The organism is Bacillota bacterium, assembly GCA_012518215.1.
Taxonomy (GTDB): Bacteria; Bacillota; Dethiobacteria; order DTU022; family PWGO01; genus JAAYSV01.
Genome location: JAAYSV010000015.1, coordinates 1 through 23,602 on the forward strand (window position 1 = coordinate 1; position 23,602 = coordinate 23,602).

Consider the following 23,602-nt stretch of genomic DNA (forward strand, 5'->3'; position numbering starts at 1 on the left):
AAACATGCCGTTACTGCAGGGAGGCTTCAGTTTCACCAGGGAAGCTATTAAAAGTTTGATAGATAAAAAAGTGTGTTAAAAATTACGGGGTTCTCTCTTTTTTCCTAAAGTAGGTTGACACCGTCCCGGAACGGTCTGCAAGTTGACTTTTAATTGCGGAAATAATATATTGAGAAGTTGAAAACCGATGTTAAAATGTTCCTGTCAGGGTGAGGTGACTGTAAGATGGAAAACAATCTGAAATCGGTGTACGATCCGCATGAGGTGGAAGATGAAATATACCGTTTCTGGCTGGACAGGGATTGTTTCCGCGCCGGGAAAAATCAGGATGAAAAACCGTTCACAATCGTCATCCCTCCTCCCAATGTCACCGGATCGCTGCACATGGGGCATGCGCTGGACAATACCATCCAGGATGTGCTTGTCAGATGGAGAAGAATGCAAGGTTTCGATGCTCTCTGGTTGCCAGGGACCGATCATGCGGGGATCGCCACGCAGATAAGAGTCGAGGAACACCTGCAGGCAGAAGGGATTACAAGGCACGATCTCGGTCGGGAAGCTTTCCTGGAGAGAGTATGGGAATGGAAGGACAGGTATCATTCCCGCATACTGAAACAGCTACAGAAACTCGGCGTTTCCTGTGACTGGTCCCGGGAACGTTTTACCCTTGATGAAGGATGTTCACGGGCAGTGCGGGAAGTATTCGTGAGCCTCTATCGCCGGGGGCTGATATACCGCGGGGATTATATGACCAACTGGTGCCCCCGGTGCCACACCGCTCTCTCCGATATAGAGGTTGAGCACGAGGAGGAAGAATCCACCCTTACCTATATTCGCTATCCATTTTCTGGCACGGAAAATTTTTTGATCATTGCCACTACCCGCCCGGAGACGATGCTCGGGGACACCGCCGTTGCCGTCCATCCGGAAGATGAACGCTACCGAAAATTTGTGGGTAAAAAGGTCCTTCTGCCCCTGGTGGAGCGGGAAATACCGATTATCGCCGATGAATATGTTGACCCATCCTTTGGCAGCGGGGCGGTAAAAATAACCCCCGGTCATGACCCCAATGACTGGGAGATTGGCCGGCGCCATGGATTGGAGATCGTCAATGTGATCGGCAGTGATGCGCGGATGACATCTGCGGCGGGCAAGTACCGTGGCCAGGATCGCCTGGAGTGCCGTCGGCAGGTGGTTGAAGATTTGAAACAGCTGGGATTGATCGAGAAAATAGATGATTACCAACATGCCCCCGGCCGTTGCCAACGTTGCAATACTATCGTCGAGCCACTGGTTTCCCGGCAGTGGTTTGTCCGGATGAAGCCGCTGGCCGTGGAGGCGGCCAGGGTCGTGCGTGACGGAAAAGTGGCGTTTGTTCCCGGGCGGTTTGCCGGGGTCTATCTTCACTGGATGGAAAATGTGCGCGACTGGTGTATTTCGAGACAGATCTGGTGGGGGCACCGCATCCCTGCCTGGTACTGTTCGTGCGGGGAAACGATTGTAGCCCATGAGGACCCTGTTGTCTGCCCGCGATGTGGCGGAGAAGATCTGACCCGGGATCCCGACGTTCTGGACACATGGTTCAGCTCGGCCCTGTGGCCATTTTCCACGATGGGATGGCCGGATGAAACCGAGGATTTGCAGAGGTATTTTCCCACCGATGTGCTGGTTACCGGTTACGATATCATTTATTTCTGGGTTGCGCGCATGATCGTCATGTCACTGGCCTTCATGGAAAACATTCCATTTCATACGGTTTATATCCATGGTCTGGTCCGTGATGCCCTGGGACGGAAGATGAGCAAATCTCTGGGGAACGGTATCGATCCCATCGAGATGATCGAGCAGTACGGTGCCGATACCCTGCGCTTCACACTCATTACCGGTCAGGCACCGGGGGGTGACCAGCGCTTCCGCCAGGAAAATGTTGAAGCGGGCCGCAATTTTGCAAACAAGATATGGAATGTCTCCCGCTTTGTACTGATGAATCTGGGTGCGGGTGAACCCCGCACGCCGATAAACCCTGCTGCGTTACCCCGGGGATTGAACCGCAATGATCGTTGGATACTGGATCGTTACAATGATGCTGTCAAGGAGGTTACGGACCTTCTGGAAGAATATGAACTTGGCGAGGCGGCCCGGGCACTTTATGATTTCATCTGGAATGATTTCTGTGACTGGTATGTGGAATTCAGCAAGGCTGACCTGTACGCGAAGGGCGATGACTCCCGGAAGATAGAAACAAGGGCGGCGCTGACACGTGGAGTTCTGTTTCACATTCTGAAGGGAATGCTATGTCTGCTTCATCCCTTCATGCCTTTCATCAGCGAACAGATATGGCATTCATTGCCCGGGGAGGAGAAAGAGCCCCTCATCGTTTCAGCCTGGCCCCGCTATTGCCGTGAACTGGAGTTTGGCCAGGAGGTGGAAGAGGTGGAGCTCGTTCAGGAAATAATACGTCACATCCGCAATCTGCGCAGCCAGGTCAATTTCCCGCCGGCACGCAAGACCCCGGTTGTACTGCGTGTGCCTTCTTCCAGGAAAGAACTTCTGGCGGAGGAGGCCGACAACATCAAGGCCCTCGGGTCTGTTTCTGAACTAACCATCGGTGTGGAGGTCGGCAAGCCCCGCCAGGCCCTGACAGCTATCATCGGTGACGAGGTGGAGATCTACCTGCCCCTGGCGGGGTTGGTGAATTTGCAAGATGAGATTGGCAGGCTGGAGAAAGAATTGTCCGTTACCTTGAAAGATATGAATCAAAATAAAAGCAAGCTGGAGAATCGCGGGTTCATGCGGAAAGCCCCCCCGGATGTGGTCGCCAGGGTGGAAAACCGTTACCATGATCTTGCTGCCATCTACGAAAAACTGCAAGGCCGCCTGGAAGAATTGAAAGATATGATCTAGGTTTGATACAGCAATCATTGTAGAAAAGGGCCTTCCTCTGAAATTGATGAAGGCATGGAAGAAGGGTGCCGGGTTGACTTACGAAGAAGTGTTGCAGTGGATTCACAGTATCGGGCGGTTTGGAATCCGGCCGGGCCTGGAGCGGATGAACGCTCTCATGGAACGCCTGGGAAATCCGCATCATCAATTCAGATGCATACATATTGCCGGAACGAATGGTAAAGGATCCACCGCTGTTTTTATCACATCCGTCCTTCAGTCTGCGGGGTACCGTGTGGGTCTCTACACCTCCCCGTACCTGGAAACCTTCAGTAACCGCATAAGCATGGACGATCGGGATATCCCCCCGGAAACACTCGTTGCCAATGTCAATAAAGTTCGCCCCCTTGTCGAGGAATTTTCCCGGACTCCGGGGCTTGGTCCGCTGACCCAGTTCGAGGTGGTCACCTCGATAGCTTTCAATTACTATGCCGGAGCTGCCCCCGATCTGGTGGTCATCGAGGCCGGACTGGGGGGGCGGCTGGATGCAACCAATATCGTCTCCCCCTTGCTCACGGTCATCACCAATGTAAGCCGTGACCATGTCAATATCCTTGGTTCCACCCTGGAGGAAGTTGCTTGCGAGAAGGCCGGGGTAATCAAGGAAAGGGTCCCTCTGTTTACCGCTGCTCACGATCCCATCGCACTGCGGATCCTGCGGGAAAGGGCCGCGGAGAAAAAAGCACCGTTGTATTGCGTTGTCCCGGCGGGGGAAACATCCTCGCCCGATGCTTGCCGGGGGGTAGTTGAATACGGTCGGCGGCAAATAATCCCCGAGGGGCAGATGTTTGACTGCCACGGCCTGAAAAATGATTACCGCGAAGTTTTTATTCCCCTTCGGGGGGAATACCAGGTCGAGAACGCCACCCTCGCCATCGGCGTTGTTGAATATTTGAGGGACCATGGTTTTGCCACGGATGAGAAGGCAATAAAGGCAGGATTGAAGATAGCCAGATGGCCCGGGCGCCTGGAAGTGTTGCAGGAAAAACCACGGGTGGTCATCGATGCAGCACATAACACTGCCGCTGTCAAAGCGATGATCAAGGCCATTCACGAACATTTTTCTTGCAGGCGTCTCATCGTGGTTGTTGGCATCATGGAGGACAAGGATGCACGGGAAATGTTATCTCTCCTGATGGAGGCGGCGGATGACATCGTTCTGACCCGGCCGGCGATAGAACGAGCTGCCACCCCGCAGAGATTGAAGGCCATCGTGGAGGATCTGGGTGTGGAAGGAGTTTCCCCCCTCATTGAGCCGGATCTGAACGGGGCCATACGCCGGGTGCTGAGCCTGGCCGGCCCCGATGACATGGTGCTGGTAACCGGTTCAATTTATACGATCAGCGAGGCGCGGGCCCTATTTATTAAGAAGAATTAACCGGGCAAGTGAGGTATAAAAAGGAGGAAATTTCTATATAATGTTGTAATATAGTATGGAAGGGGTTTACAAAGAGATAAAAGTAAAGCCCTTTATTATACCTGAGGAAAGGAGGGGAGAGTTCAACAATGAAGAAATATACAAAGTGGGGGGTTCTGTTGCTGGTTCTGGCTCTGGTGTTGAGTTTTGCACTGGGTTGCGAACAGGAAGCACAGGATGGCGATGATGACGTCGAAGGCGATGAGCTGGTAGAGGATAACGACCTCGATGATGATGATGCCGAAGACGAAGAGCTGGAAGAAGACGACGATGATGTCGAGGAAGAAGAGCTCGAAGACGAAGAGGAGTAATTTGGATAGATAAACAACGCAAATGAAGGATGGGGTTTTTGGAAGCCCCATCCTTTTTTTATGGATGGCGTAACCAACCAAAAACCTTCAAATACAGTCATTTTTGATTGTTATCGGAGCATGTTCCTCTTTATCTTTTCTTTATTTATAAAACCTCTTGATTTTTCCCTGATTGTAGCAAACGCCATCTCTTTATTCAATTATGCAGAAGATTCCCAAATATTAATAAATTTAAAGAATGCTATTCGTGAGAAGGTATTTCTATTTTTGATCAAGAACATATAAACGTCGAATTTGTGGAGATTATTTCGCTTTTGTATTTCAACTGGCCCTGGTAATAAAAATTGATCATGTTTTCAGCTTGAAGGAGTAGAATGCGGATGAGTGGAAAGTCGTTCAAGGGAGGTATCCACCCCGGGTACAACAAGGGAAAGACGGAATCCTTCCCCATCACCTCCATCCCGTTTCCCGGGAAGGTGGTAATTCCCCTTCTGCAGCATATCGGTGCGCCTTGCGAACCCCTGGTCGAGGTGGGGGATGAGGTCAAAAAGGGGCAGAAGATCGCGGAGAGTGAAGGGTTTGTTTCGGCTCCAGTTCACGCCAGTATTGGCGGGAAAGTGGTTTCCGTGGGTCCAGATTACACGCCCGTTGGCAGCAGGGTCAAATCGATTGTTATTGAAGGCAACGGTTCCGATGAGCAGGCAGAACGGCTCAATCCTGCCCGGAAAACGCTGGAGGAACTCTCCGGGGAAGAAATCGTGGCTATCATACGTGAGGCGGGTATCGTAGGTATGGGAGGGGCTGCATTTCCCACGCATGTCAAGCTCTCCCCACCGGAAGGGAAGAAAATTGACACCGTCATCCTCAATGGGGCGGAGTGCGAACCATATCTGACTGCCGATCACCGTATCATGCTTGAAGATCCCGAAAGTGTTGTTCTCGGCTTGAAAGCGGTGCTGAAGGTTCTGAATGCGCACACCGGGGTGATTGGCATCGAGGATAACAAGCCGGATGCGGTCAAAACCTTGCAGGAAACGGTCAAAGGAGAAAAGAACATCACTGTTTTTCCGCTTCCGACCAAGTATCCCCAGGGAGCGGAAAAAATGCTCATAGAGGTGATTACCGGTAGGCAGGTCCCGTCAGGTGGATTGCCGCTGGATGTCAATGTGGTCAATCTGAATGTGGGGACCAGTGCAGCCATAGCCCATGCCATTGTGGATGGTACCCCCCTGATAGAACGGGTCGTCACCGTGAGTGGATCCGGTATCAAAAAGCCATCCAATCTCATGGTCAAGATAGGGACAACCTTTGCCGATGTTATAGAACAGTGCGGAGGAACGGTTGGAAAGATCAGCAAGGTGATCTCCGGAGGCCCGATGATGGGGATTTCCTTGCCCACCACCGCGGTGCCGGTGATCAAGGGCACTTCCGGAATTCTTGTTTTAACAGACCAGGAGGTGCAGTTGGGGGAGATTGGCCCCTGCATCAGATGTTCACGTTGCATAGCCGCCTGTCCGATGAATCTTCTACCCAATTTTCTGGGGACGGTCAGCGAGAAAAGGCTTTTTGAAGAGGCAGAGGCCTTCCATGCTCTGGACTGTATCGAATGCGGTTGCTGCGCTTACGTATGCCCGGCTTCCCGCCCATTGACACAATGGATCAGAGTATCAAAAGCGGAAATAACCGCCAGGAGAAGGAAATCGCAATAGTACTTGCCGCTATACAGAATAGGAGTGAAAATAGATGGGTAACAAATTGATTGTTACCTCCTCGCCGCACATTCGCACGGTGGATTCCATCAAAAGTGTCATGGTCGATGTACTGACTGCTCTTCTGCCGGTGGCCGCAGCAGCCGTGTTGTTGTTCGGTTACCGGGCACTGGTAACCATGTTGGTGGGGATGGCCGCGGCAATGATAACCGAAGCACTGATTCTCAGAAAGTGGGATATCTTCGGTGACGGCAGTGCAGCTGTAACGGGGTTGCTTCTGGCGATGACCCTTCCGGCCAATGCTCCGTGGTGGATGGTTCTCGTCGGATCTGCCGTGGCTATCATCATTGGCAAACAGGTTTATGGAGGTATCGGGCAGAACATTTTCAACCCCGCCCTGGTGGGAAGGGCCGTGCTCGTTGTTTCCTGGAGCTCCCACATGGCCGGAGGTATCTGGCCTGTCCCCAAAGCATTTGATTTTTTGGCCGATGTGATCACTTCGGCCACCCCGCTGGCCATGGAACAGGCGGAAGTTGCCAGGATATCCCTGGGGGATCTGTTCTATGGAAATGTAGCCGGTGCTCTGGGGGAAACCTCGGCGGTCGCCTTGATTCTGGGTGGAATCTGGCTGCTTTACAAGGGGCATATCGACTGGCGCGTTCCCTTCTTTTATCTGGGAACCGTATTTGTGATGGGGGCGGCACTGGGGGGGGGTTTTTACGGGAATGCTTATCTGACCGGTGCGTTCCATCTTCTTGCCGGTGGCGTGATGTTCGGGGCTATCTTCATGGCTACCGATATGGTTACCTCTCCGGTAACGCGCCTGGGCAAGGTAATCTTCGGCGTCGGATGCGGGGCCATCACCATGCTCGTGCGTCTTTTCGGGGTTTTCCCCGAAGGCGTCACCTTTGCTATCCTGATCATGAACGCCTTGACACCGATTATAGACAAATATACCGTTCCCAAGAAATTCGGGGAGGTGGAACGTCATGAATAACATCGTCAAGATGACTCTCATCCTGGCCCTGGTAGGTGCTCTGTCCGGATTGTTGCTGACAGGAGCGAATCTGTTGACTGCCCCTGTGCTGGAATACAATACCCTGCAACAGAAGATGGAGCTGTTGCAAGAGTTCTTTCCCGAAGCCGAGGAGACCCTGACGGAAGAGATCGGGGGAATATTGTTTGATGTGGTCAGCGACCAGGAAGGTGAATTCCTGGGAATCATGGCTCTTGCAGATGCTGCCGGCTATGGCGGAACGATCAAGTATTATCTGGCTGTCGGGAAAGACAGTTGCATCAGGGGTATCCACGTGATTGAACACGCCGAGTCACCCGGGATCGGGGATGTGATCGAAGACCCGGTATTTTTGGAAAAGCTGGCGGGAAAAAACATCTCGGAATCGTTTGTTATCGGGGAGGACATCGATACGGTGACCGGAGCAACCATTTCTACCACTGCATTTTTACAATCCGTGGGCGATGCCGCAGGCCATGCTGCCGATCTGTACAAAGGCCTTGATCCGGGCAGCAGCCCCGAGTAACGGTGGTATTTGAAGTTTTGGGGGTGAAAAGATGAACATATATCTTCAGGATCTAACACGAGGCATCATCAAGGAGAACCCGACTTTCCGCCTGGTTCTTGGGATGTGCCCTGTTCTTGGTGTCACGGTTACGGCCAAGGGAGGTGTGGGCATGGGCCTGGCCACGATGGCAGTGTTGATCTGTTCGAATGTGGTCATATCGGCCCTGCGCAATTATATCCCGAAGAGCATCAGGATTCCCATCTATATAGTAATTATTGCCACCTTTGTCACCGTGGTCGACATGTTGCTGGCTGCCTATCAGCCTGAATTGCACAAGCAACTTGGTATATTCATTCCTCTTATAGTGGTCAACTGTATCATCCTGGGTCGCGCCGAGGCCTTCGCGGGCAAAAGGCCGGTTCTGCGTTCTTTATTTGATGGGGTGGGCATCGGCATCGGTTTTACATTGGCCCTGTTTATACTGGCAGCTGTACGAGAAATACTCGGTCAGGGTACGCTTTTCGACATTGCCGTAACCGGGCCGATATTTCAACCCATGGGTATTCTGGCCCTGCCGCCGGGAGCTTTTCTGGTTCTTGGGTTGATGCTTGCGGGGGTAAATGCTCTTTTTGAAAGGTTCGGGCTGGAATAGACACAAATTGCTCTTGAATGGAGGGGTTGAACGTGGACATCGGAAAGATAATGGCCATCATCTTTATCTATATTTTTGTGGAAAACTTTGTTTTCAATAAATTTCTGGGAACCTGTCCTTTCCTGGGTGTCTCCAAGAAGATGGAGACCGCGGTGGGTATGAGCATGGCCGTGGTTTTCGTCATGATCATCGCCACTCTCTTTACCTGGTTGGTTCATTATTATATTCTGGTTCCCTTCGATCTGCTTTACATGCAGATCGTCACCTTTATCCTGATCATCGCTGCACTGGTGCAACTGGTGGAGACGGCGATGAAGAAGTTAAGCCCGGTGCTTTATCAGGGATTGGGAATATTCCTGCCCCTGATAACCACCAACTGTGCGGTGTTGGGGGCCGCCATTCTGGCTATCAACCAGGAGTTTTCTTTTGTAGAATCTCTTTTTTATGCACTGGCCGCTTCGGTGGGGTTTGGCCTGGCGCTGATCATCATGGCTGGCATCCGCGAACGGATGGAACTGGTGGAATTGCCCAAAGCTTTGAGCGGGACGGTTGTTACCCTCGTTACCGCCGGCATCCTTTCCCTGGCTTTCATGGGCTTTCAGGGGATGCTGAAGCTGTAGCATGATTTCTGGATCAAGGAGTTGAAACAGGTGGAACTCGTATATGCGACTGTTATGCTGGGAGGAATGGGTGCCGTTTTCGGGCTGCTGCTGGCCTGGGCTGCACAGGTATTTGCCATCGAAGTGGATGAGAGGATCGAATCCATCGAGGAAATATTGCCCGGCGCCAATTGCGGTGCCTGCGGATGTGCCGGATGTAGCAATTTTGCGGAAAAGGTGGCCGCCGGGGAATGCGAACTCACTTCATGCATCCCGGGTGGCAAGGAAGTGGCAGATCAGATTGCCGAGATACTCTGCCTGGAATGCCAGGAAACGGTTCCGCTCGTGGCGGTCGTCAGGTGTGCGGGGAGTCATGAGCATGCCGGGGATAAATTTATATATGGCGGTGCTGTTGATTGCCGTCTGGCCGAAAAAATGTGGGACGGTTTCAAAAATTGCCCCTACGGATGTCTCGGTCTGGGTACCTGCGTGCAGGTTTGCCCGTTTGGGGCCATAACCATGGGTGAGGACGGCCTGCCCCTGGTTGATGAAGAAAAATGTCTCGGGTGCGGCTTGTGCCAGGATGTCTGTCCACGGGGTATCATCGACATGATACCCAGGGACTACAGCGGAGGCCTGGTTCTGTGCAGTTCGACTGATCGCGGAAAAAAAGTCAAAGAAGCGTGTGCGGTGGGTTGTATCGCCTGCCGTGCCTGCATCAAGGCATGCCCCGAGGAAGCAATAAGCTTTGTGGACAACCTGCCGGTCATCGATGTGGAAAAATGCACTGATTGCGGTGAATGCATTCAGGTTTGCAAACCCGGAACCATCCGGATCAGAAAAGCAAAAGTCCATCAATAAAGATCCCCGTTCCAGATGACCTCTCCAATTTATCTTACTCCCGGTTGCATCCTGATTGTAATATTTTGTCTGCCTTGCACCTTGCTGTTTCACAAAAAATGGGGATGGCAAGTCGGTGGTGGCTGAATGCGGCCCGGTATTGAATTTTTGCACAGGTATGCTAAAATCCGGAGAGATCCTGTTTTCCGATGGACGCAATCTGTTTTGTAGTGGGAGTGTAAACTTGAAATCAACTGCAAGATCAAAGGATCATGTTTCCGGAAAATCATTGTTACCCTCCATCATTGTTACGGTAGTGGTGATCATCATTGTCCTTGCCACCCTCCTGGGTATCGCCGGCGTTGATCCCCGTTCCTGGTTTGGCAATCAGCCCCGGAAGTATTCATATGACCGTTTACTCATGGATACCGATGTCAATCTAACGTTCTACACCGGGGAAGGGGCCGGAAGGGCCGATGCCGTGGCCCGTGAAGTTTTTGCGGAGATGGAGAGGCTGGAAAACCTGTTCAGTCGGAATCTTGATGGAAGCGATATCTGCAGAATAAACGAAAATGCCGGTAAAAGGCCGGTACGTGTGGATCCGCAAACGCTGGAACTGATAGAGGAGGCACTTCATTATGCTGCCCTGAGTGAAGGATGTTTTGATATCACCATCGGCCCCCTGATGGATAGCTGGGGTTTTCTTGATGGGCGTACTTCTGTGCCACCGGATGGCCTGCTCAGGAAGAACCTCTCCCTGGTGGATTACAGGTTGTTGGATATAGACCATGACGTTGGCGAGGTATTTCTTCCCCTGGAAGGGATGGTTCTTGACCTGGGTGCCATCGCCAAGGGATATATCGTGGACCGGGGAATCGATGTGCTGAAGAGCGAGGGGATTGCCCATGCTTTTCTGAATGCCGGCGGAGATATAAAAGTTACAGGCGGCAAACCTGGCGGCGAACCGTGGAATGTTGGTCTGCTTCATCCCCGCGCCTCGGAAATGGAAGGGAACGGTATCATGGCCGGGATCATGCTCGACAGTTCAGCGATCGTCACCTCCGGCGATTATGAACGCTACTTCGAAGAGGGCGGAAAACGTTATCATCATCTACTTGATCCATCCACCGGCTTTCCGGCTGGTGAGTTGCTCAGCGTGACGGTTGTCGCCCCCGAGGCCGTGACCGCGGATGCCCTATCAACTGCCATTTTTGTACTCGGTCCGGCCAGGGGTATGGAACTTGCGGAGCGGCTACCCGGGGTGGAAGTCTTCCTCGTTCTGCCGGAAATGAAAGTCAGCTATACTTCCGGGCTCGAGGGGAGGCTGAAAATTGATCCGGAATTTTCCGGTCAGTGACCGTAATAAGGAAATTGTAGATAAAATTTACAGATAAATTGTATTTTTGAAGGGAAAACAGCCTTGACGACAAATATATAGTTTCGAGGGACCATTTTGTTGACCACTTACATTTTTTGACCGGATGTGACAGGATTTGAAGAATACAGTCAAAATAACGAACCTGGCGATGCTGTTAACTTTTGCGGTGGCCATTCATTTTGTGGAAAATCTTGTTCCGTTGCCCATCCCCGTGCCGGGGGCCAAGATCGGCCTGGCCAACATCATCACTCTGCTGGCCCTGCTCCTGTATGGCCTGCGCAGTGGTCTGATCATTGCCGCGGGAAGGAGCATACTGGGAAGTTTGTTGATCGGCAGTTTCATGGGTTTCGGGTTCTGGTTGAGTTTTCTGGCGTCCCTTGTCAGTTGTGTGGCCATGGCCCTGTTCATCCCGTTGTTGCGCCGTGGCAGTATTTCGGCAGTTTCGATCAGCATCATCGGGGCCGTCTTTCACAATCTCACCCAGCTGACCGTCGCTGCTGCAATCATGAAGAACGCTGTCCTTTTCCGGGGATATTTTCCCCTCCTGGTGCTGGTGGCCATTCCGACCGGCCTGTTGACCGGAATTGCCACTACCTATCTGGAAAATATCACCAGGGACAGGCTTGGCCTGCTCAAGGCCTGAAAGGGGAGTTGTTCCAGGTTGCGACCATTGATACTGGCTTCGGCTTCTCCAAGAAGGGCAGAACTGCTGGAACAGGTTGGCTATACCTTCGAGGTATGCCCGGGCAATGCGAGGGAAGAGGTGGGGGAGGGTCTTCCCTCGGCGGGGGTGGAATCGCTGGCATTGAAAAAATCGCTTTCGGTGGCCCCGTCATTCGACCGGGGGGCTATCCTTGGAGCCGACACGGTCGTCTGTTGCGACGGAAAGACTCTGGGCAAACCTGTCGACGAAGACGAGGCGATTGCCAGTTTGAAGTTGCTCAGTGGACGCCGGCATGAAGTTATCACCGGAATTGCCCTGGTCGACGCCGCGGGTGAATGGAGTAGCGTTACCGATCACCTCTGTACTGAAGTGTGGTGGCGCGACCTTGACGAGGAAGAGATATTGCATTATGTTCGCAGCGGGGAGCCCATGGACAAAGCCGGGGCCTACGGTATCCAGGGTTTTGCATCCGTGTTTGTTGAGCGTCTGGAAGGTTGCTATTTCAACGTGATGGGACTTCCACTGGGTCTGGTCTACCGTCATCTGGCCCGATGGGGCATCAAACCTTTCTGACCTTGCAGACAGTTTCAGTGACGCCTGACGTGCGGATGCGTGCGGGTAATGGTTATTTTCAAGGAGTGCTACGGATCCTGATTGGCAGTAGATATCAAAGCGGTGCCGGAATGGCACCGTATCCCTTGCTTTCTATACCATCAGCCTCCTTCAGTCAATTGTAAAAAATGCTATCCTTTTCTGTTCCGCGGAGAAGGATGGGAGGAGGCATGTAAAATGACGGATGGCACCAGATTGATGATCAGGGATCTGCCTGATGAGGAGAAGCCCCGCGAGAAAATGCTCCGGTCGGGGGCGGGCGCGCTTTCAAACGCCGAACTGATCGCCGTGATCTTGAGGACAGGCAACATGCAGGAGTCGGCTGTTCACCTGGCCGAACGCCTCATTTCCCGGGCAGGAGGGTTGCGCCATCTGCCCGATCTGTCTCTCGAGGAATTGCAGACTTTCAAGGGGATCGGCCCGGCCAAGGCCGTTCAGATCAAGGCTGCCCTGGAGCTGGGACGGAGGGTATCGACCTCATCATATGATCAGGAAACTGTCATCACTTCACCTCGCCATGTGGCCGACCTGTTCATGGAGGAATTGCGTTATCGCAAGAAAGAGTATTTTAAACTACTCCTGTTGAACACAAAGAACAGGGTTATTTCCAAGGAAGAGATCTCCGTGGGAAGTTTGAATGCGTCGATTGTCCACCCCAGGGAGGCGTTCATTGCCCCGCTCAAGAAAAGCGCAGCCTCGGTGATACTCGTACATAACCATCCCAGCGGTGACCCGACACCTAGCCAGGAGGATCTGGCCGTGACGCAGAGGTTGGTCGAGAGCGGCAAATTGCTGGGTATAGAAGTCAGGGACCATGTCATCATCGGGGACGGTTGCTTCCTTAGCTTCAAGGAAAAAGGATTGATATAATCGTTTTGGGGCGAAAAAGGAAGGAAAATTTTATTGCAGGAAGAAATTCTATTATTACAAAGGGCCGAAAAGTTTGCTATAATTGATTGAGTTGCAAGGGTAATAGTATTTGATGCCATTTAGGTAAATATTATTAGCAGTTATCAAAATGCGGTTGCTGACGAAAGGAGAAGCGTAACACGATGATATTTGGCAGTTTTTCTCGTGATATGGGGATAGATCTGGGCACGGCTAATACACTTGTATATGTAAAGGGGAAAGGTATCGTATTACGCGAACCGTCAGTTGTGGCCATACGAAAAGACAACAACAGCATTCTGGCTGTTGGCGAGGAAGCCCGGCTGATGATCGGTCGAACACCTGGAAATATCGTCGCCATCCGGCCGATGCGCGACGGTGTGATCGCCGATTTTGACATCACCCAGGCGATGCTCCGCCACTTCATCGGCAAAGCATATCGCCGCAGGAGTATCCTGAAACCCCAGGTTGTTGTCTGTGTACCCTCGGGGGTGACGGAGGTTGAGAAAAGGGCGGTGCTCGATGCCACCCATCAGGCCGGTGCCCGCGAAGCTTTCCTTATCGAGGAACCGATGGCTGCAGCTATCGGGGCGGGCCTTCCCGTGGACGAACCCACCGGTAGCATGATCGTGGATATAGGCGGGGGCACTTCCGAAGTTGCGGTCATATCTCTTGGCGGCATTGTCACCAGCATGTCCGTTCGTGTAGGTGGTGACGAGATGGATGAGGCGGTCATTCAATTCGTGCGCAAGCAATATAATTTGATGATCGGTGAGCGTACGGCGGAAGAGGTGAAGATCAGGGTGGGGACCGCATATGACCGGGAAGAAGATCTGAAAATGGATGTACGTGGACGGGACATGGTCTCCGGTCTCCCGCGCACTTTGTCGATCAGTTCCGCTGAGGTGAAGGAAGCACTGGCGGAACCTGTGGAAGCAATTCTTGATGCTATACGCATCACCCTGGAAAAAACACCTCCGGAGCTGGCAGCCGATATCATGGACAAGGGGGTTGTCATGGCGGGTGGCGGCGCTTTCTTGCATGGTTTTGATCAACTTGTTTCCGAGGAAACGGGGATGCCCATATTCGTGGCCGAGGATCCGGGTGACTGCGCCGTTCTGGGTGCCGGTAAAGCTTTGTCGGAGCTGGATCTGTTGAGACGTATATCGATGATCAGCCGCAGGAATATCTGAAATACATGCAAGTGCCCGATTCTCATATCTATATTTGCAATCTGTAAACGGTTTTGCAGATGCAGGTATCAAAGGTATAGAAGGATGTGTCATATCAGTTTTGAACAGAAGAAAATACTGGGTGCTTCTGATAACGATGTTGTTGCTGCTCGCCCTTATCAACTATACCGGTGATGATTCAAATCGCCTGGGCACCGTTAAAGACACGCTGTCTGCCCTGATGATACCGGTCCAGAGTTTTTTCGCTTCCCTGGGTCAAAATGTTCAGTCACTTTTTGATGCGGTATTTTTCCACCACGAGATAAAAGCCGAGAATGAGAAGTTAAAAGAAGAATTTGCTGTTTACCAGGAACAGTCTTCCCTGATCACGGAACTGCAGAAAGAAAATTATCGTCTGAAAGAGATGTTGGATTTTCGGGAAAAGAGCCCCATGGAGATGGTGGCTGCAAGGGTGGTCAGCCGTGATCCGAGCCAGTGGTTCAACACCATTACCTTGAATCGTGGCTCTGTTGATGGGGTTGAGCAGGAGATGGCGGTGGTCTCCCCCCAGGGGCTGGTAGGGATGGTATCTTCCGTATCCCGCCATTCCTGTCAGGCCATTCTTCTGACTGACTCGCGCTTGCCTGCCAGCGCCATGGTTCAGCGCTCCCGGGACCCCGGGGTGATGGGGATTATCGAGGGCTATTCCAGGGATAATGCCCGTCTCAAGTTCACCAATATTCCCCTGGAGGCCAATATACTGCCCGGGGATCAGATCATTACCTCGGGCCTGGGCGGTGTCTTTCCCAAAAATATCATCATCGGCACCGTGGAAGAGGTCGATGTGGATCAATCAGGTCTGGTCAAGATGGCCGTTGTTATTCCTGCCGTGAACTTCAACCGTATCGAAGAGGTTCTGATCATAATCTCGAAATAAAACGAAACCCGGGGGATTTGATGTTATTCTATATTTTACTGGCGGTGGTATCCCTTTTCGTTATTCTGGCGCAGGGGTCATTTTTTTCTTTTTTTCTTGTTGGCCAGTATCAACCCGACGTTCTGCTGATCATCGTCGTTATTGTCGGTTTTCTGCTCAGGGAAAAAAAGGGGGCGGCCATCGGCCTCTGCCTTGGCCTCATGCAAGATCTGGTTTTTGTGCATACCCTGGGGATTTTCGCCCTCCCCAAGATGCTGCTTGGTTTTGCAGCCGGGCTTGTCGGCCGGGAAATTTATCGCAGCCGGGTTTCCAATGCGCTGATGTTGGTTTTCACCGGAACCATTATCCATGAGTTTCTTGTTTTTGCCCTTGTTTATCTCTTCGGTGGTGCGTTAAACTTTGAGTGGATCATGTTCAAGCAATTTGCGATAAGGGCGGCATACAATTCATTGTTAGCGTTGGTTCTGTATCCATTCCTGTTCTGGTTGTTACGTGAAAAAAATATTCTCAGTGCCGAGGATTAGGAGAATTTCATGAGCATCAACAAGGTCATCTATCTCCGCCTAAGAGGACTCCTTGTAATTGTCATCTGTATCTTTATTGCCCTGGTGGCCAGGCTTGCCTATTTGCAGGTTTATCAGCACGACTATTACATGTTCCGCGCGGAGAAAAATCGCTATGCCAAGTTGCCCATCCCGGCTCCGCGGGGGAAGATTGTCGACCGGAATGGCAACCTTGTCGTTACCAACAAGCCTGGCTACGGGGTTTACCTGGTGGATATGGACAAGGGGTACGACGAACAGACCATAGGTCTTCTTGCCGAACTGCTGGAGATGGACGAAGAACAGATAGAGGAAGAAATCTACAAGAACCGTTATACCCGTTATCTGCCCATCCATCTGAAAAGTGACATCAGCTACGAAGCTGTGGCCAAAATTGCAGAAAATAGCTGGAAACTGCAGGGGGTCAACATCGAAGTTCAGCCCATAAGGTTCTATCCCTACCGGGATTTGGGGGCGCATTTCCTTGGTTATCTCAGCAAGGCTTCCATCGATGAGCACCTGGCGGAGAAGTGGAAGGACGAGGGTTATGATTACCGCGAGGGCGACCTGGTCGGTCAGGATGCGCTGGAAAAAGCATGGGAACCCTATCTTCGCGGGCAGGATGGCGAACAGCTGGTGGAGACCAATTCGCTGGGGCAGCCCATAGAGTTTCTGGATCGCCGTGACCCGGTTCCCGGCTATGATCTGCATCTGACCCTGGACATGGGGTTGCAGCAGGCGGCGATGGATGCCCTGGAAACAAGAATCAATGCCCTGCGCCAGAAAGGGAACAGATATACGCAGCGCGGTTCCGTGGTGGCCATCGATCCTCGTGATGGAGCCATTCTGGCCATGGTCAGTTATCCTTCGTACGATCCCAATACGGTCAGGGAAGAATACGGCGAGCTGGTTGATGACCCCCGCAGGCCCCTGATCAACTACGCGATCAAAGGCACCTATCCCGTGGGTTCCACTTACAAGATGGTAACCGCGGCGGCGGCCATGGAGACCGGCAAGATAAACGACCGGACGGTATATCACTGCGGTGGAAAACTATCGGCGGTGGGGGACACAAAGGCCTGCCACAGTGTTCATGGCAACATCAGTTTTTACCGGGCACTGGCGGCTTCCTGCAATATTTATTTCTATCGTGCGGGATTGGCAGCGGGCATAGACTCGCTTGCCTATTACAGCCGCGAACTGGGGTTGGGTAAATATACGGGGCTGACCGACATATCGGGTGAAGTGGAAGGAGTTGTAGCTAGCCGGGAATACAAATTGGCCAACTTCGGGGAGCGGTGGTACGAGGCGGAGACGATGAGTGCGGCCATCGGGCAGACGTACCACAGTTTTACTCCATTGCAGCTGGCTGTTTACACTTCTATCCTTGCCAACGGGGGCACCCATTACCGTCCATACATGGTTGACAGGGTGGTTGACGGCGATGGAGAGGTGATCCTGCAGAGCCGGCCGGAGATTGTACACAAAGCGGACATATCGGCGGAAACCTTCAAGATCATCCAGAAGGGGATGTACCAGGTTACCCAGCCCGGTGGGACAGCGTACTATCCTTTACGTGGCTTGCCTGTCACCGTGGCGGCCAAGACTGGTTCCGCGCAGGTGTCGTCGGACAGAAATATCCCTGCCCATAGTATTTTCGTATGCTACGCTCCTTGCGAGAATCCAGTTATTGCCCTTGCCGTGGTCGTGGAGTACGGGGAGTACGGTGCGCTGAGCGGGACTCCGGTTGCCCAGGAGATATTTGAGTATTATTTCCGCGACCTTCGAGAGGGGGTGGAAGACCCTGCCTAACAGGAGATTGTACAAGAACTTTGATATTTATCTTTTTCTTGTCACACTGGCCCTTTCGATTTATGGCTTGCTGGTCATTTACAGTGCTACCCGGGTCATGGGACTGGAAGATCCCCTTCTCTTTGTAAAACGGCAGGCTATCTGGCTGGGTGCGGGTCTGGCAGGGATCATCTTGATTTCCCTGATCGATTATGCCAACTTCTCGTCGTGGGCACGCTATATCTATTTCATCAATATCGCCTTGCTCGTGGCCGTGCTGGCACTGGGGCGGGGAGACAACGTGAAGCGCTGGATCGACCTTGGCTTTGTTGACATCCAACCATCCGAATATGCCAAATTTGCCCTCATTCTTCTCCTGGCCCGCCTGTTGTCGGAAAAAGAGGGGCAGCTGGGCAAGCGTTTTTCCGCCTCGATTCCTGCGTTGATTTACACCGCTGTCCTGATGGTGCTGATATTCCTGCAGCCCGATCTGGGCACGGCGATGGTTATTGTAGCCATCCTTCTGGGCCTGCTGTTCGTGGCCGGAATCAACTTGAAATACCTGTTTTACATGCTCGTCAGCGGGGTAGCCGTCTTTCCTGTACTGTGGAAATTCCTTGCCGATTATCAGAAAAACCGGTTGATGATCTTCCTCAATCCGGAGATGGACCCGCTCGGCGACGGTTACCAGTTGATGCAGTCCATAATCGCGGTTGGTTCGGGGTCGATATGGGGCAAGGGCCTCTTCGAGGGAACCCAGGTACGTCTCAATTACCTGCCCGCGCAGCATACCGACTTTATCTTTGCCGTTCTGGGGGAAGAGCTGGGGTTTGTCGGCGCCATGGGGCTTCTTCTCCTTTTTTTCCTGCTGATCTACCGTATCCTGTGGATCGGTTCGCAGTCCAAGGATATCTTTGGTTCCCTCTTCTGCAGCGGTGTGGCGATCATGTTTTCCTTTCACGTGCTGGTGAATATCGGCATGACCATCGGGATCATGCCCGTCACCGGACTGCCCCTCCCCTTTATCAGCTACGGGGGTAACTCCCTTCTGATCAACTTTCTGGCCATAGGCCTGGTCCTCAATATCGGTATGCGCCGCCAGAAGATCCAATTCTAGAATCCTTCGTATATGTCCAATGCATAAAAAAGGTTTGTCCACCATATATATTAAAGAAAAATGGACAAACAGGGGGTCATGGATCGTGGCCAGAAGACGTCGGAGTGCACCGGTTTCGGTGTTGCGGGCACGATTGAACAAACGCCTTTCTGAACAGGGAAAGGCCGGTCCGTCATCGGGTGGATCTGTTCCAGAAAAGGAAAAAAAATTTTTCTTTCTCAGTTTTTCCCTGGGTTTTCTGAAGAGCATGAACCGACATTTTTATTTGAAGATGGCCGTGGCGCTGGTGCTTCTGCTTCTGCTGGGGATATCCGGAAAGATGGGGTGGAGCTGGAGTGCCAGGGTACTCGATGGAGCCCGTTATATCGTCAACTGGGATATGGACCTTGGCTACATGCAGGAAAATGTGATTCCGGCAATAAGGCAGGTCCGTATCGACGAGGTATTGAAACGGGTACCATTTCTGCACAACGACGGGAATGATATCCTGCTGCCGATAAACGGGACGCTGCAAAGCGGATTTGGCCTGAGGGAGAACCCTGCCAGTGGCAAGGAGGAGATGCATTACGGTCTGGACCTGCTGGCAGAGAGCGGTACCCTGGTGAGAGCCGTTCTGCCGGGGGAAGTAACTATGGTTGAAGAAGAGGGGGGAGAAACCTGCATTGCCCTGCAGCATGATGAGGGATGGGCAACGCTTTACGAGGGGGTTGTTGAAACGAAGGTAAAGGTGGGGGACAGGGTGGAGGCGGCTCAGGTCCTCGGCATGCTCGGGTCCGCCCGGTTGTGGGAAAGCCCGCACCTGCATTTCGAGTTGCATCTTGATGGGCGTCCACAGGACCCCCTGCTTCTGCTTCGCCATCTTGCACCCGATGAGGAGGAGCCCGGGGCTTGACAGCGCGTCTTGAAGAAAAAGGAGCGGATCATTGTCGCTGCATGGCATCAAACTGAAGATCAACCCTTATTTTTTTCTATTTCTGATCTATTTTGCGATCAGCGGGCGCCTCAAGGAAGTGCTTGTTTTTTTTATCTGCATCTCCGTACATGAATTTGCCCATGTTATCGTTGCTCGCGGCTTTGGTATCGCCGCCCAGGAAATAGAGATATATCCTTTCGGTAGCGTGGCGCGCATGGAAGGATTGCTGGAGATAGAACCGGAAACGGAAAGGCGCATTGCCTGGGCCGGCCCGCTGGCCAATTTTCTGTTTACCGGAATTGCCATGATCTTCTATGCCAACAGTTATTATCTGGGCCCCCTCAATGAAGAGATGGTTCTGTTTTTTATCCGGGCCAATCTGGTCCTTGCTTTCTTCAATCTCATCCCCGCCCTGCCGCTTGACGGCGGTAAAATACTGCGTTCGTCCCTGGTGCCCCACTTCAATTACCGGAGGGCAACGGAGATAGCGGCCCGTCTGGGGAAAGTTCTGGCCGTCTTCATCTTTGCCGGGGGCCTGGCGGCCTGGTTCTACGGTCATTTCAACATCACCATCCTGCTGGTGGCCGTTTTTATTTTTCTGGCCGCATCCGCGGAACAGAATCTGGCCGTGTATGTGTTTCTCCGTTCCCTGGGGGCCAAGGAACGGGAGATGCAGCGACGGGGCGGCCTCAAGGGGGAGCAGATCATCGTCAGCGAGAATACCAGATTGCTGGATGTGTTCAAGCTTTTTTCCCCCCATCGCTATCACCTGGTCCGGGTCATGGAACAGGATTCGAAAAAGTTGAAGGGGGAGATTGCCGAGGGCTATCTGGTCGAGATGGCGATGGAGAAAGGGGTCGATCTGCCCGTGAAGAAGGTCCTCGGGCATGGGGAATGATCATCCCGCTTGCAGTTCGCGGGGCGTTGGGTTATTCCAGCTTGTATTCCACTTCCTCCAGGTTGGCGGCCACTATCAGGCGGTAGGGCGTGTCCCAATGGGGATTCTTGCCCATGTGTTCACAGGTGGTCAGCAGTAACCGATGATTTTCCGGTTCCACTTCAAAGATCTCTCCCATCTTGTCGTCATCATTTATGTCGACGATTACCGATTCGGTAAACGAATAGATATAATTGCGTTGCGGTGTATCCAGATATATCCTGTCGCCTTCAGCAATGTGATGGATATTCTTGAAATGGCCGCCGTAAACATTGCGGTGGGCAATGATGGCCACGGTTTCCCTTGCTCCGGGCACGGCCGAACTTCTGAAAAAAACAGGCCCCTTGCGGTTCAATCTGTCCAATTCCTCGATAGTGGTGGGCGGAGCGATGACCGCTGCTTCCAGTTCGATCGAGGGAACCTTCAGGATCACATGGTCAAAACCGGTCGGTGCACCCTCGGCGGGGAGGAGATCTATACCGGGCAGTTCGTCGAAGGCCCCCTCGTATTCCTGCAGCAATCTGCCTTGTAGCCAATTGGTATAAAGATCGGTCAGCCAGGGACTTGCCAGCAGGAGGATCCCCACGATCAAGAGTGCAATTCCCGCGCTCGTTCTGGTTTTTTTCTGGAATCTGATCCCTCTTTTTCCCTTTTTCCCGGGTGTATCCAGGGGCATGATATCTCTTGTTTCTCCTTGGCTATTATGATTGTTTGGACAATTCTTCTAAAATATTATATAAGCAGTGGACTGTTAGTCAAGTTAAATAAACTTTACAGTGGTGCATTGTGTCATTCCGGGTGAGCCCCATTTGTTCCCTGGTATTGTGTCATTCCGCACGACTGTTTTTCCAGTACTGTCATTCTGAGGGAGCGGCTGTAGTTTGCCGCGACCGAAGAATCCACTCCTCGAACACACTTTACTACTGGCATAAACTGGTTCCTGGCTTTTATCTTTTCCTGTACCGGATATGTTGGCGACAGCGACATGGAGTGAATGGTTGCCATCGTCAAGCACAGCGCCTGCCTCTGCCCGAGATTCCTCGCGGCGCTATTCTTTCACTCCGGTGTTACCGTTTCTACATCATTTTTCTCCATGGCTTCATGTTGATGTTCTTGTTAAACACCGCTTGCTCGGAATGACAGGGAGGGGGAGATGTCGCCGCAGGCGGCCGTAGAATCCCCTTCTCATGTACCCCTTACCCTACTGCCAGAGAAAGAAAACGCCATACCTGTCAGATTCCTCGCGGCGCTATTTTTTCACTCCGGTGTTATCGTTTCTACATCATTTTTCTCTATAGCTTTTATGTTGGTGTTCTTGTTAAACACCGCTTGCTCGGAATGACAGGGAGGGGGAGATGTCGCCGCACTCCTTCCCCGGTATTGCGCCATTCCGGCGACTGTCTTTCTAGTACTGTCATTCTGAGGGAGCCCTGCTTTTTGGGGCGACCGAAGAATCCCCTCCTCGTACACACTTTACTACTGGCATAAACTGGTTCCTGGCTTTTGTCTTTTCCCCGTACCGATATGTTGGCGACAGCGACATAGAGTGAATGGTTGCCATAGCCGGTGAAGGCGAGGAAGCGAAACGGGACTGCCGACGTGATGTGGACAGTGTATTACCTGTCCATTCAGAGGGAGCCGCAGGCGACCGAAGAATCCCCTTGTTGACCACACTCATTTCCTGAACCGTTCTTTTGCTATGGCCCATGAACGGCCAAGTCGCCCAGCCAACATATAAAAAAAAGAGTAAGAAAAAGTGGGCGGCCAAGAAAATCCTCATCGATACCACTTACTCACGGAGGGAAACTGATTCCTGGCTTTTATCTTTTCGCTTACTCACAAAAAGATAGCTGCAGCCGCTTGAAGAATCCCCTCCTCGTTCACCACTTACCACCGCCAGAAGAAAAAGTACTACCTGTCATTCTGAGAGAGCAGCTGTAATTTGCCGCGACCGAAGAATCCCCTCCTAAAATACGACTTGCTACCGGCATAAACTGGTTCCTGCTTTTCCCCGTACCGATATGTTGGCGTCAGCGACATGGACTGAATGGTTGCCATCGTCAAGCACAGCGTTTCACTCTGCCCGAGATTCCTCGCGGCGCTATTTTTTCACTCCGGTGTTACCGTTTCTACATCATTTTTCTCTGTAGCTTCATGTTGGTGTTCTTGTTAAACACCGCTTGCTCGGAATGACAGGGGGGGGGAGGTCGCCGCACTCCTTCCCCGGTATTGCGCCATTCCGCACGACTGTTTTTCCAGTACTGTCATTCTGAGGGAGCCCTGCTTTTCAGGGCGACCGAAGAATCCCCTTCTCATATACTCCTTACCCTACTGCCAGAGAAAGAAAACGCCCTACCTGTCATTCTGAGAGAGCGGCTGTAGTTTGCCGCGACCGAAGAATCCCCTCCTCGTACACATTTTACTACCGACACAAACTGGTTTTTGGTTTTATCTTACTCGGGGAAGCTATTCCCAAGTTTCGGTCTTCCCCGTACCCCCTGAACCGGCATATGCAAAATTGAATACATGTTTAACATGCAGTTACCCGGTCCAACCAACTTTCGGTATTGTTTTAACTGCAGGGGAAAACTATAATGTTAACAAGGCGGTACAAAATCTGAAGATGAAAAAGGCACATCCATCCATGTCAAGGTGAA

At 52.1% G+C, this 23,602-nt stretch carries 21 protein-coding genes; 20 read left to right on the forward strand and 1 reads right to left on the reverse strand.

The annotated features are described in order from the left end of the window. The first annotated feature begins 225 nt into the window (after window positions 1-225). The 20 genes from GX364_02785 to GX364_02880 all read left to right on the forward strand — a co-directional run bounded on the left by GX364_02785 (window position 226) and on the right by GX364_02880 (window position 20,906). Window positions 226-2,904 (forward strand): valine--tRNA ligase, encoded by a 2,679-nt coding sequence (locus GX364_02785; GenBank protein NLI69777.1) that lies wholly within the window; start codon window positions 226-228, stop codon window positions 2,902-2,904. 43 nt (window positions 2,905-2,947) lie between these two features. Next, the gene (locus GX364_02790; GenBank protein NLI69778.1) at window positions 2,948-4,321 is read left to right on the forward strand and encodes a bifunctional folylpolyglutamate synthase/dihydrofolate synthase; all 1,374 of its coding nucleotides are present in this window, start codon (window positions 2,948-2,950) and stop codon (window positions 4,319-4,321) included. Window positions 4,322-4,449: 128 nt separating this feature from the next. Continuing rightward, a complete protein-coding gene (locus GX364_02795; GenBank protein NLI69779.1) occupies window positions 4,450-4,671 on the forward strand; it encodes a hypothetical protein in 222 nt (73 codons plus the stop codon). Window positions 4,672-5,045: 374 nt separating this feature from the next. Beyond that, window positions 5,046-6,380, forward strand: a complete 1,335-nt coding sequence (gene rsxC / locus GX364_02800; protein ID NLI69780.1) for an electron transport complex subunit RsxC — start codon at window positions 5,046-5,048, stop codon at window positions 6,378-6,380. 34 nt (window positions 6,381-6,414) lie between these two features. Beyond that, window positions 6,415-7,377 carry an RnfABCDGE type electron transport complex subunit D gene (locus GX364_02805; GenBank protein ID NLI69781.1) on the forward strand — a complete coding sequence of 321 codons (963 nt, stop codon included), beginning with the start codon at window positions 6,415-6,417 and terminating at the stop codon, window positions 7,375-7,377. Further along, entirely contained in the window at window positions 7,370-7,921 is a 552-nt protein-coding gene (locus GX364_02810) for an FMN-binding protein (GenBank protein NLI69782.1), read from the forward strand. Before GX364_02805 ends, GX364_02810 begins: the two co-directional genes overlap by 8 nt. A 31-nt stretch (window positions 7,922-7,952) precedes the next feature. Continuing rightward, window positions 7,953-8,555, forward strand: a complete 603-nt coding sequence (locus GX364_02815; GenBank protein NLI69783.1) for an electron transport complex subunit E — start codon at window positions 7,953-7,955, stop codon at window positions 8,553-8,555. 50 nt (window positions 8,556-8,605) lie between these two features. Continuing rightward, complete coding sequence (locus GX364_02820) at window positions 8,606-9,175, forward strand: RnfABCDGE type electron transport complex subunit A (protein NLI69784.1); 570 nt, start codon at window positions 8,606-8,608, stop codon at window positions 9,173-9,175. A 54-nt stretch (window positions 9,176-9,229) separates the two neighbouring features. Further along, the gene (locus GX364_02825; GenBank protein ID NLI69785.1) at window positions 9,230-10,015 is read left to right on the forward strand and encodes an RnfABCDGE type electron transport complex subunit B; all 786 of its coding nucleotides are present in this window, start codon (window positions 9,230-9,232) and stop codon (window positions 10,013-10,015) included. Between the two features lie 223 nt (window positions 10,016-10,238). Next, window positions 10,239-11,351 carry an FAD:protein FMN transferase gene (locus tag GX364_02830; protein NLI69786.1) on the forward strand — a complete coding sequence of 371 codons (1,113 nt, stop codon included), beginning with the start codon at window positions 10,239-10,241 and terminating at the stop codon, window positions 11,349-11,351. Between the two features lie 136 nt (window positions 11,352-11,487). After that, window positions 11,488-12,015 carry a Gx transporter family protein gene (locus GX364_02835; protein ID NLI69787.1) on the forward strand — a complete coding sequence of 176 codons (528 nt, stop codon included), beginning with the start codon at window positions 11,488-11,490 and terminating at the stop codon, window positions 12,013-12,015. A gap of 18 nt (window positions 12,016-12,033) precedes the next feature. Then, a complete protein-coding gene (gene maf / locus GX364_02840; protein NLI69788.1) occupies window positions 12,034-12,609 on the forward strand; it encodes a septum formation protein Maf in 576 nt (191 codons plus the stop codon). 237 nt (window positions 12,610-12,846) lie between these two features. Continuing rightward, on the forward strand, window positions 12,847-13,518 hold the full coding sequence (gene radC / locus GX364_02845) for a DNA repair protein RadC (GenBank protein NLI69789.1): 672 nt from the start codon (window positions 12,847-12,849) through the stop codon (window positions 13,516-13,518). Between the two features lie 182 nt (window positions 13,519-13,700). Continuing rightward, complete coding sequence (locus GX364_02850; GenBank protein ID NLI69790.1) at window positions 13,701-14,729, forward strand: rod shape-determining protein; 1,029 nt, start codon at window positions 13,701-13,703, stop codon at window positions 14,727-14,729. Between the two features lie 100 nt (window positions 14,730-14,829). After that, the gene (mreC, locus tag GX364_02855; protein ID NLI69791.1) at window positions 14,830-15,645 is read left to right on the forward strand and encodes a rod shape-determining protein MreC; all 816 of its coding nucleotides are present in this window, start codon (window positions 14,830-14,832) and stop codon (window positions 15,643-15,645) included. A gap of 20 nt (window positions 15,646-15,665) precedes the next feature. Further along, window positions 15,666-16,169 (forward strand): rod shape-determining protein MreD, encoded by a 504-nt coding sequence (mreD, locus tag GX364_02860; protein ID NLI69792.1) that lies wholly within the window; start codon window positions 15,666-15,668, stop codon window positions 16,167-16,169. A gap of 9 nt (window positions 16,170-16,178) precedes the next feature. Beyond that, window positions 16,179-17,999, forward strand: a complete 1,821-nt coding sequence (gene mrdA, locus GX364_02865; protein NLI69793.1) for a penicillin-binding protein 2 — start codon at window positions 16,179-16,181, stop codon at window positions 17,997-17,999. Further along, window positions 17,992-19,095: a rod shape-determining protein RodA gene (gene rodA, locus GX364_02870; GenBank protein ID NLI69794.1), complete on the forward strand. Its 1,104-nt coding sequence runs from the start codon at window positions 17,992-17,994 to the stop codon at window positions 19,093-19,095. Before mrdA ends, rodA begins: the two co-directional genes overlap by 8 nt. A gap of 85 nt (window positions 19,096-19,180) precedes the next feature. Continuing rightward, window positions 19,181-19,987, forward strand: a complete 807-nt coding sequence (locus GX364_02875; protein NLI69795.1) for a M23 family metallopeptidase — start codon at window positions 19,181-19,183, stop codon at window positions 19,985-19,987. A gap of 31 nt (window positions 19,988-20,018) precedes the next feature. After that, on the forward strand, window positions 20,019-20,906 hold the full coding sequence (locus tag GX364_02880) for a hypothetical protein (GenBank protein NLI69796.1): 888 nt from the start codon (window positions 20,019-20,021) through the stop codon (window positions 20,904-20,906). A gap of 31 nt (window positions 20,907-20,937) precedes the next feature. Here GX364_02880 and GX364_02885 read toward each other — a convergent pair whose 3' ends face one another. Continuing rightward, on the reverse strand, window positions 20,938-21,621 hold the full coding sequence (locus GX364_02885) for a sortase (protein NLI69797.1): 684 nt from the start codon (window positions 21,619-21,621) through the stop codon (window positions 20,938-20,940). Window positions 21,622-23,602 lie beyond the last annotated feature (1,981 nt).

Coding starts and splice junctions, on each gene's coding strand:
- GX364_02885 (NLI69797.1), bottom strand. CDS start 21,621: ATGCCCCTGGATACACCCGGGAAAAAGGGAAAAAGAGGGATCAGATTC.
- mreD (NLI69792.1), top strand. CDS start 15,666: ATGTTATTCTATATTTTACTGGCGGTGGTATCCCTTTTCGTTATTCTG.
- GX364_02850 (NLI69790.1), top strand. CDS start 13,701: ATGATATTTGGCAGTTTTTCTCGTGATATGGGGATAGATCTGGGCACG.
- GX364_02820 (NLI69784.1), top strand. CDS start 8,606: ATGGCCATCATCTTTATCTATATTTTTGTGGAAAACTTTGTTTTCAAT.
- radC (NLI69789.1), top strand. CDS start 12,847: ATGATCAGGGATCTGCCTGATGAGGAGAAGCCCCGCGAGAAAATGCTC.
- GX364_02810 (NLI69782.1), top strand. CDS start 7,370: ATGAATAACATCGTCAAGATGACTCTCATCCTGGCCCTGGTAGGTGCT.
- rsxC (NLI69780.1), top strand. CDS start 5,046: ATGCGGATGAGTGGAAAGTCGTTCAAGGGAGGTATCCACCCCGGGTAC.
- GX364_02825 (NLI69785.1), top strand. CDS start 9,230: ATGCTGGGAGGAATGGGTGCCGTTTTCGGGCTGCTGCTGGCCTGGGCT.
- GX364_02815 (NLI69783.1), top strand. CDS start 7,953: ATGAACATATATCTTCAGGATCTAACACGAGGCATCATCAAGGAGAAC.
- GX364_02785 (NLI69777.1), top strand. CDS start 226: ATGGAAAACAATCTGAAATCGGTGTACGATCCGCATGAGGTGGAAGAT.
- GX364_02805 (NLI69781.1), top strand. CDS start 6,415: ATGGGTAACAAATTGATTGTTACCTCCTCGCCGCACATTCGCACGGTG.
- GX364_02795 (NLI69779.1), top strand. CDS start 4,450: ATGAAGAAATATACAAAGTGGGGGGTTCTGTTGCTGGTTCTGGCTCTG.
- mrdA (NLI69793.1), top strand. CDS start 16,179: ATGAGCATCAACAAGGTCATCTATCTCCGCCTAAGAGGACTCCTTGTA.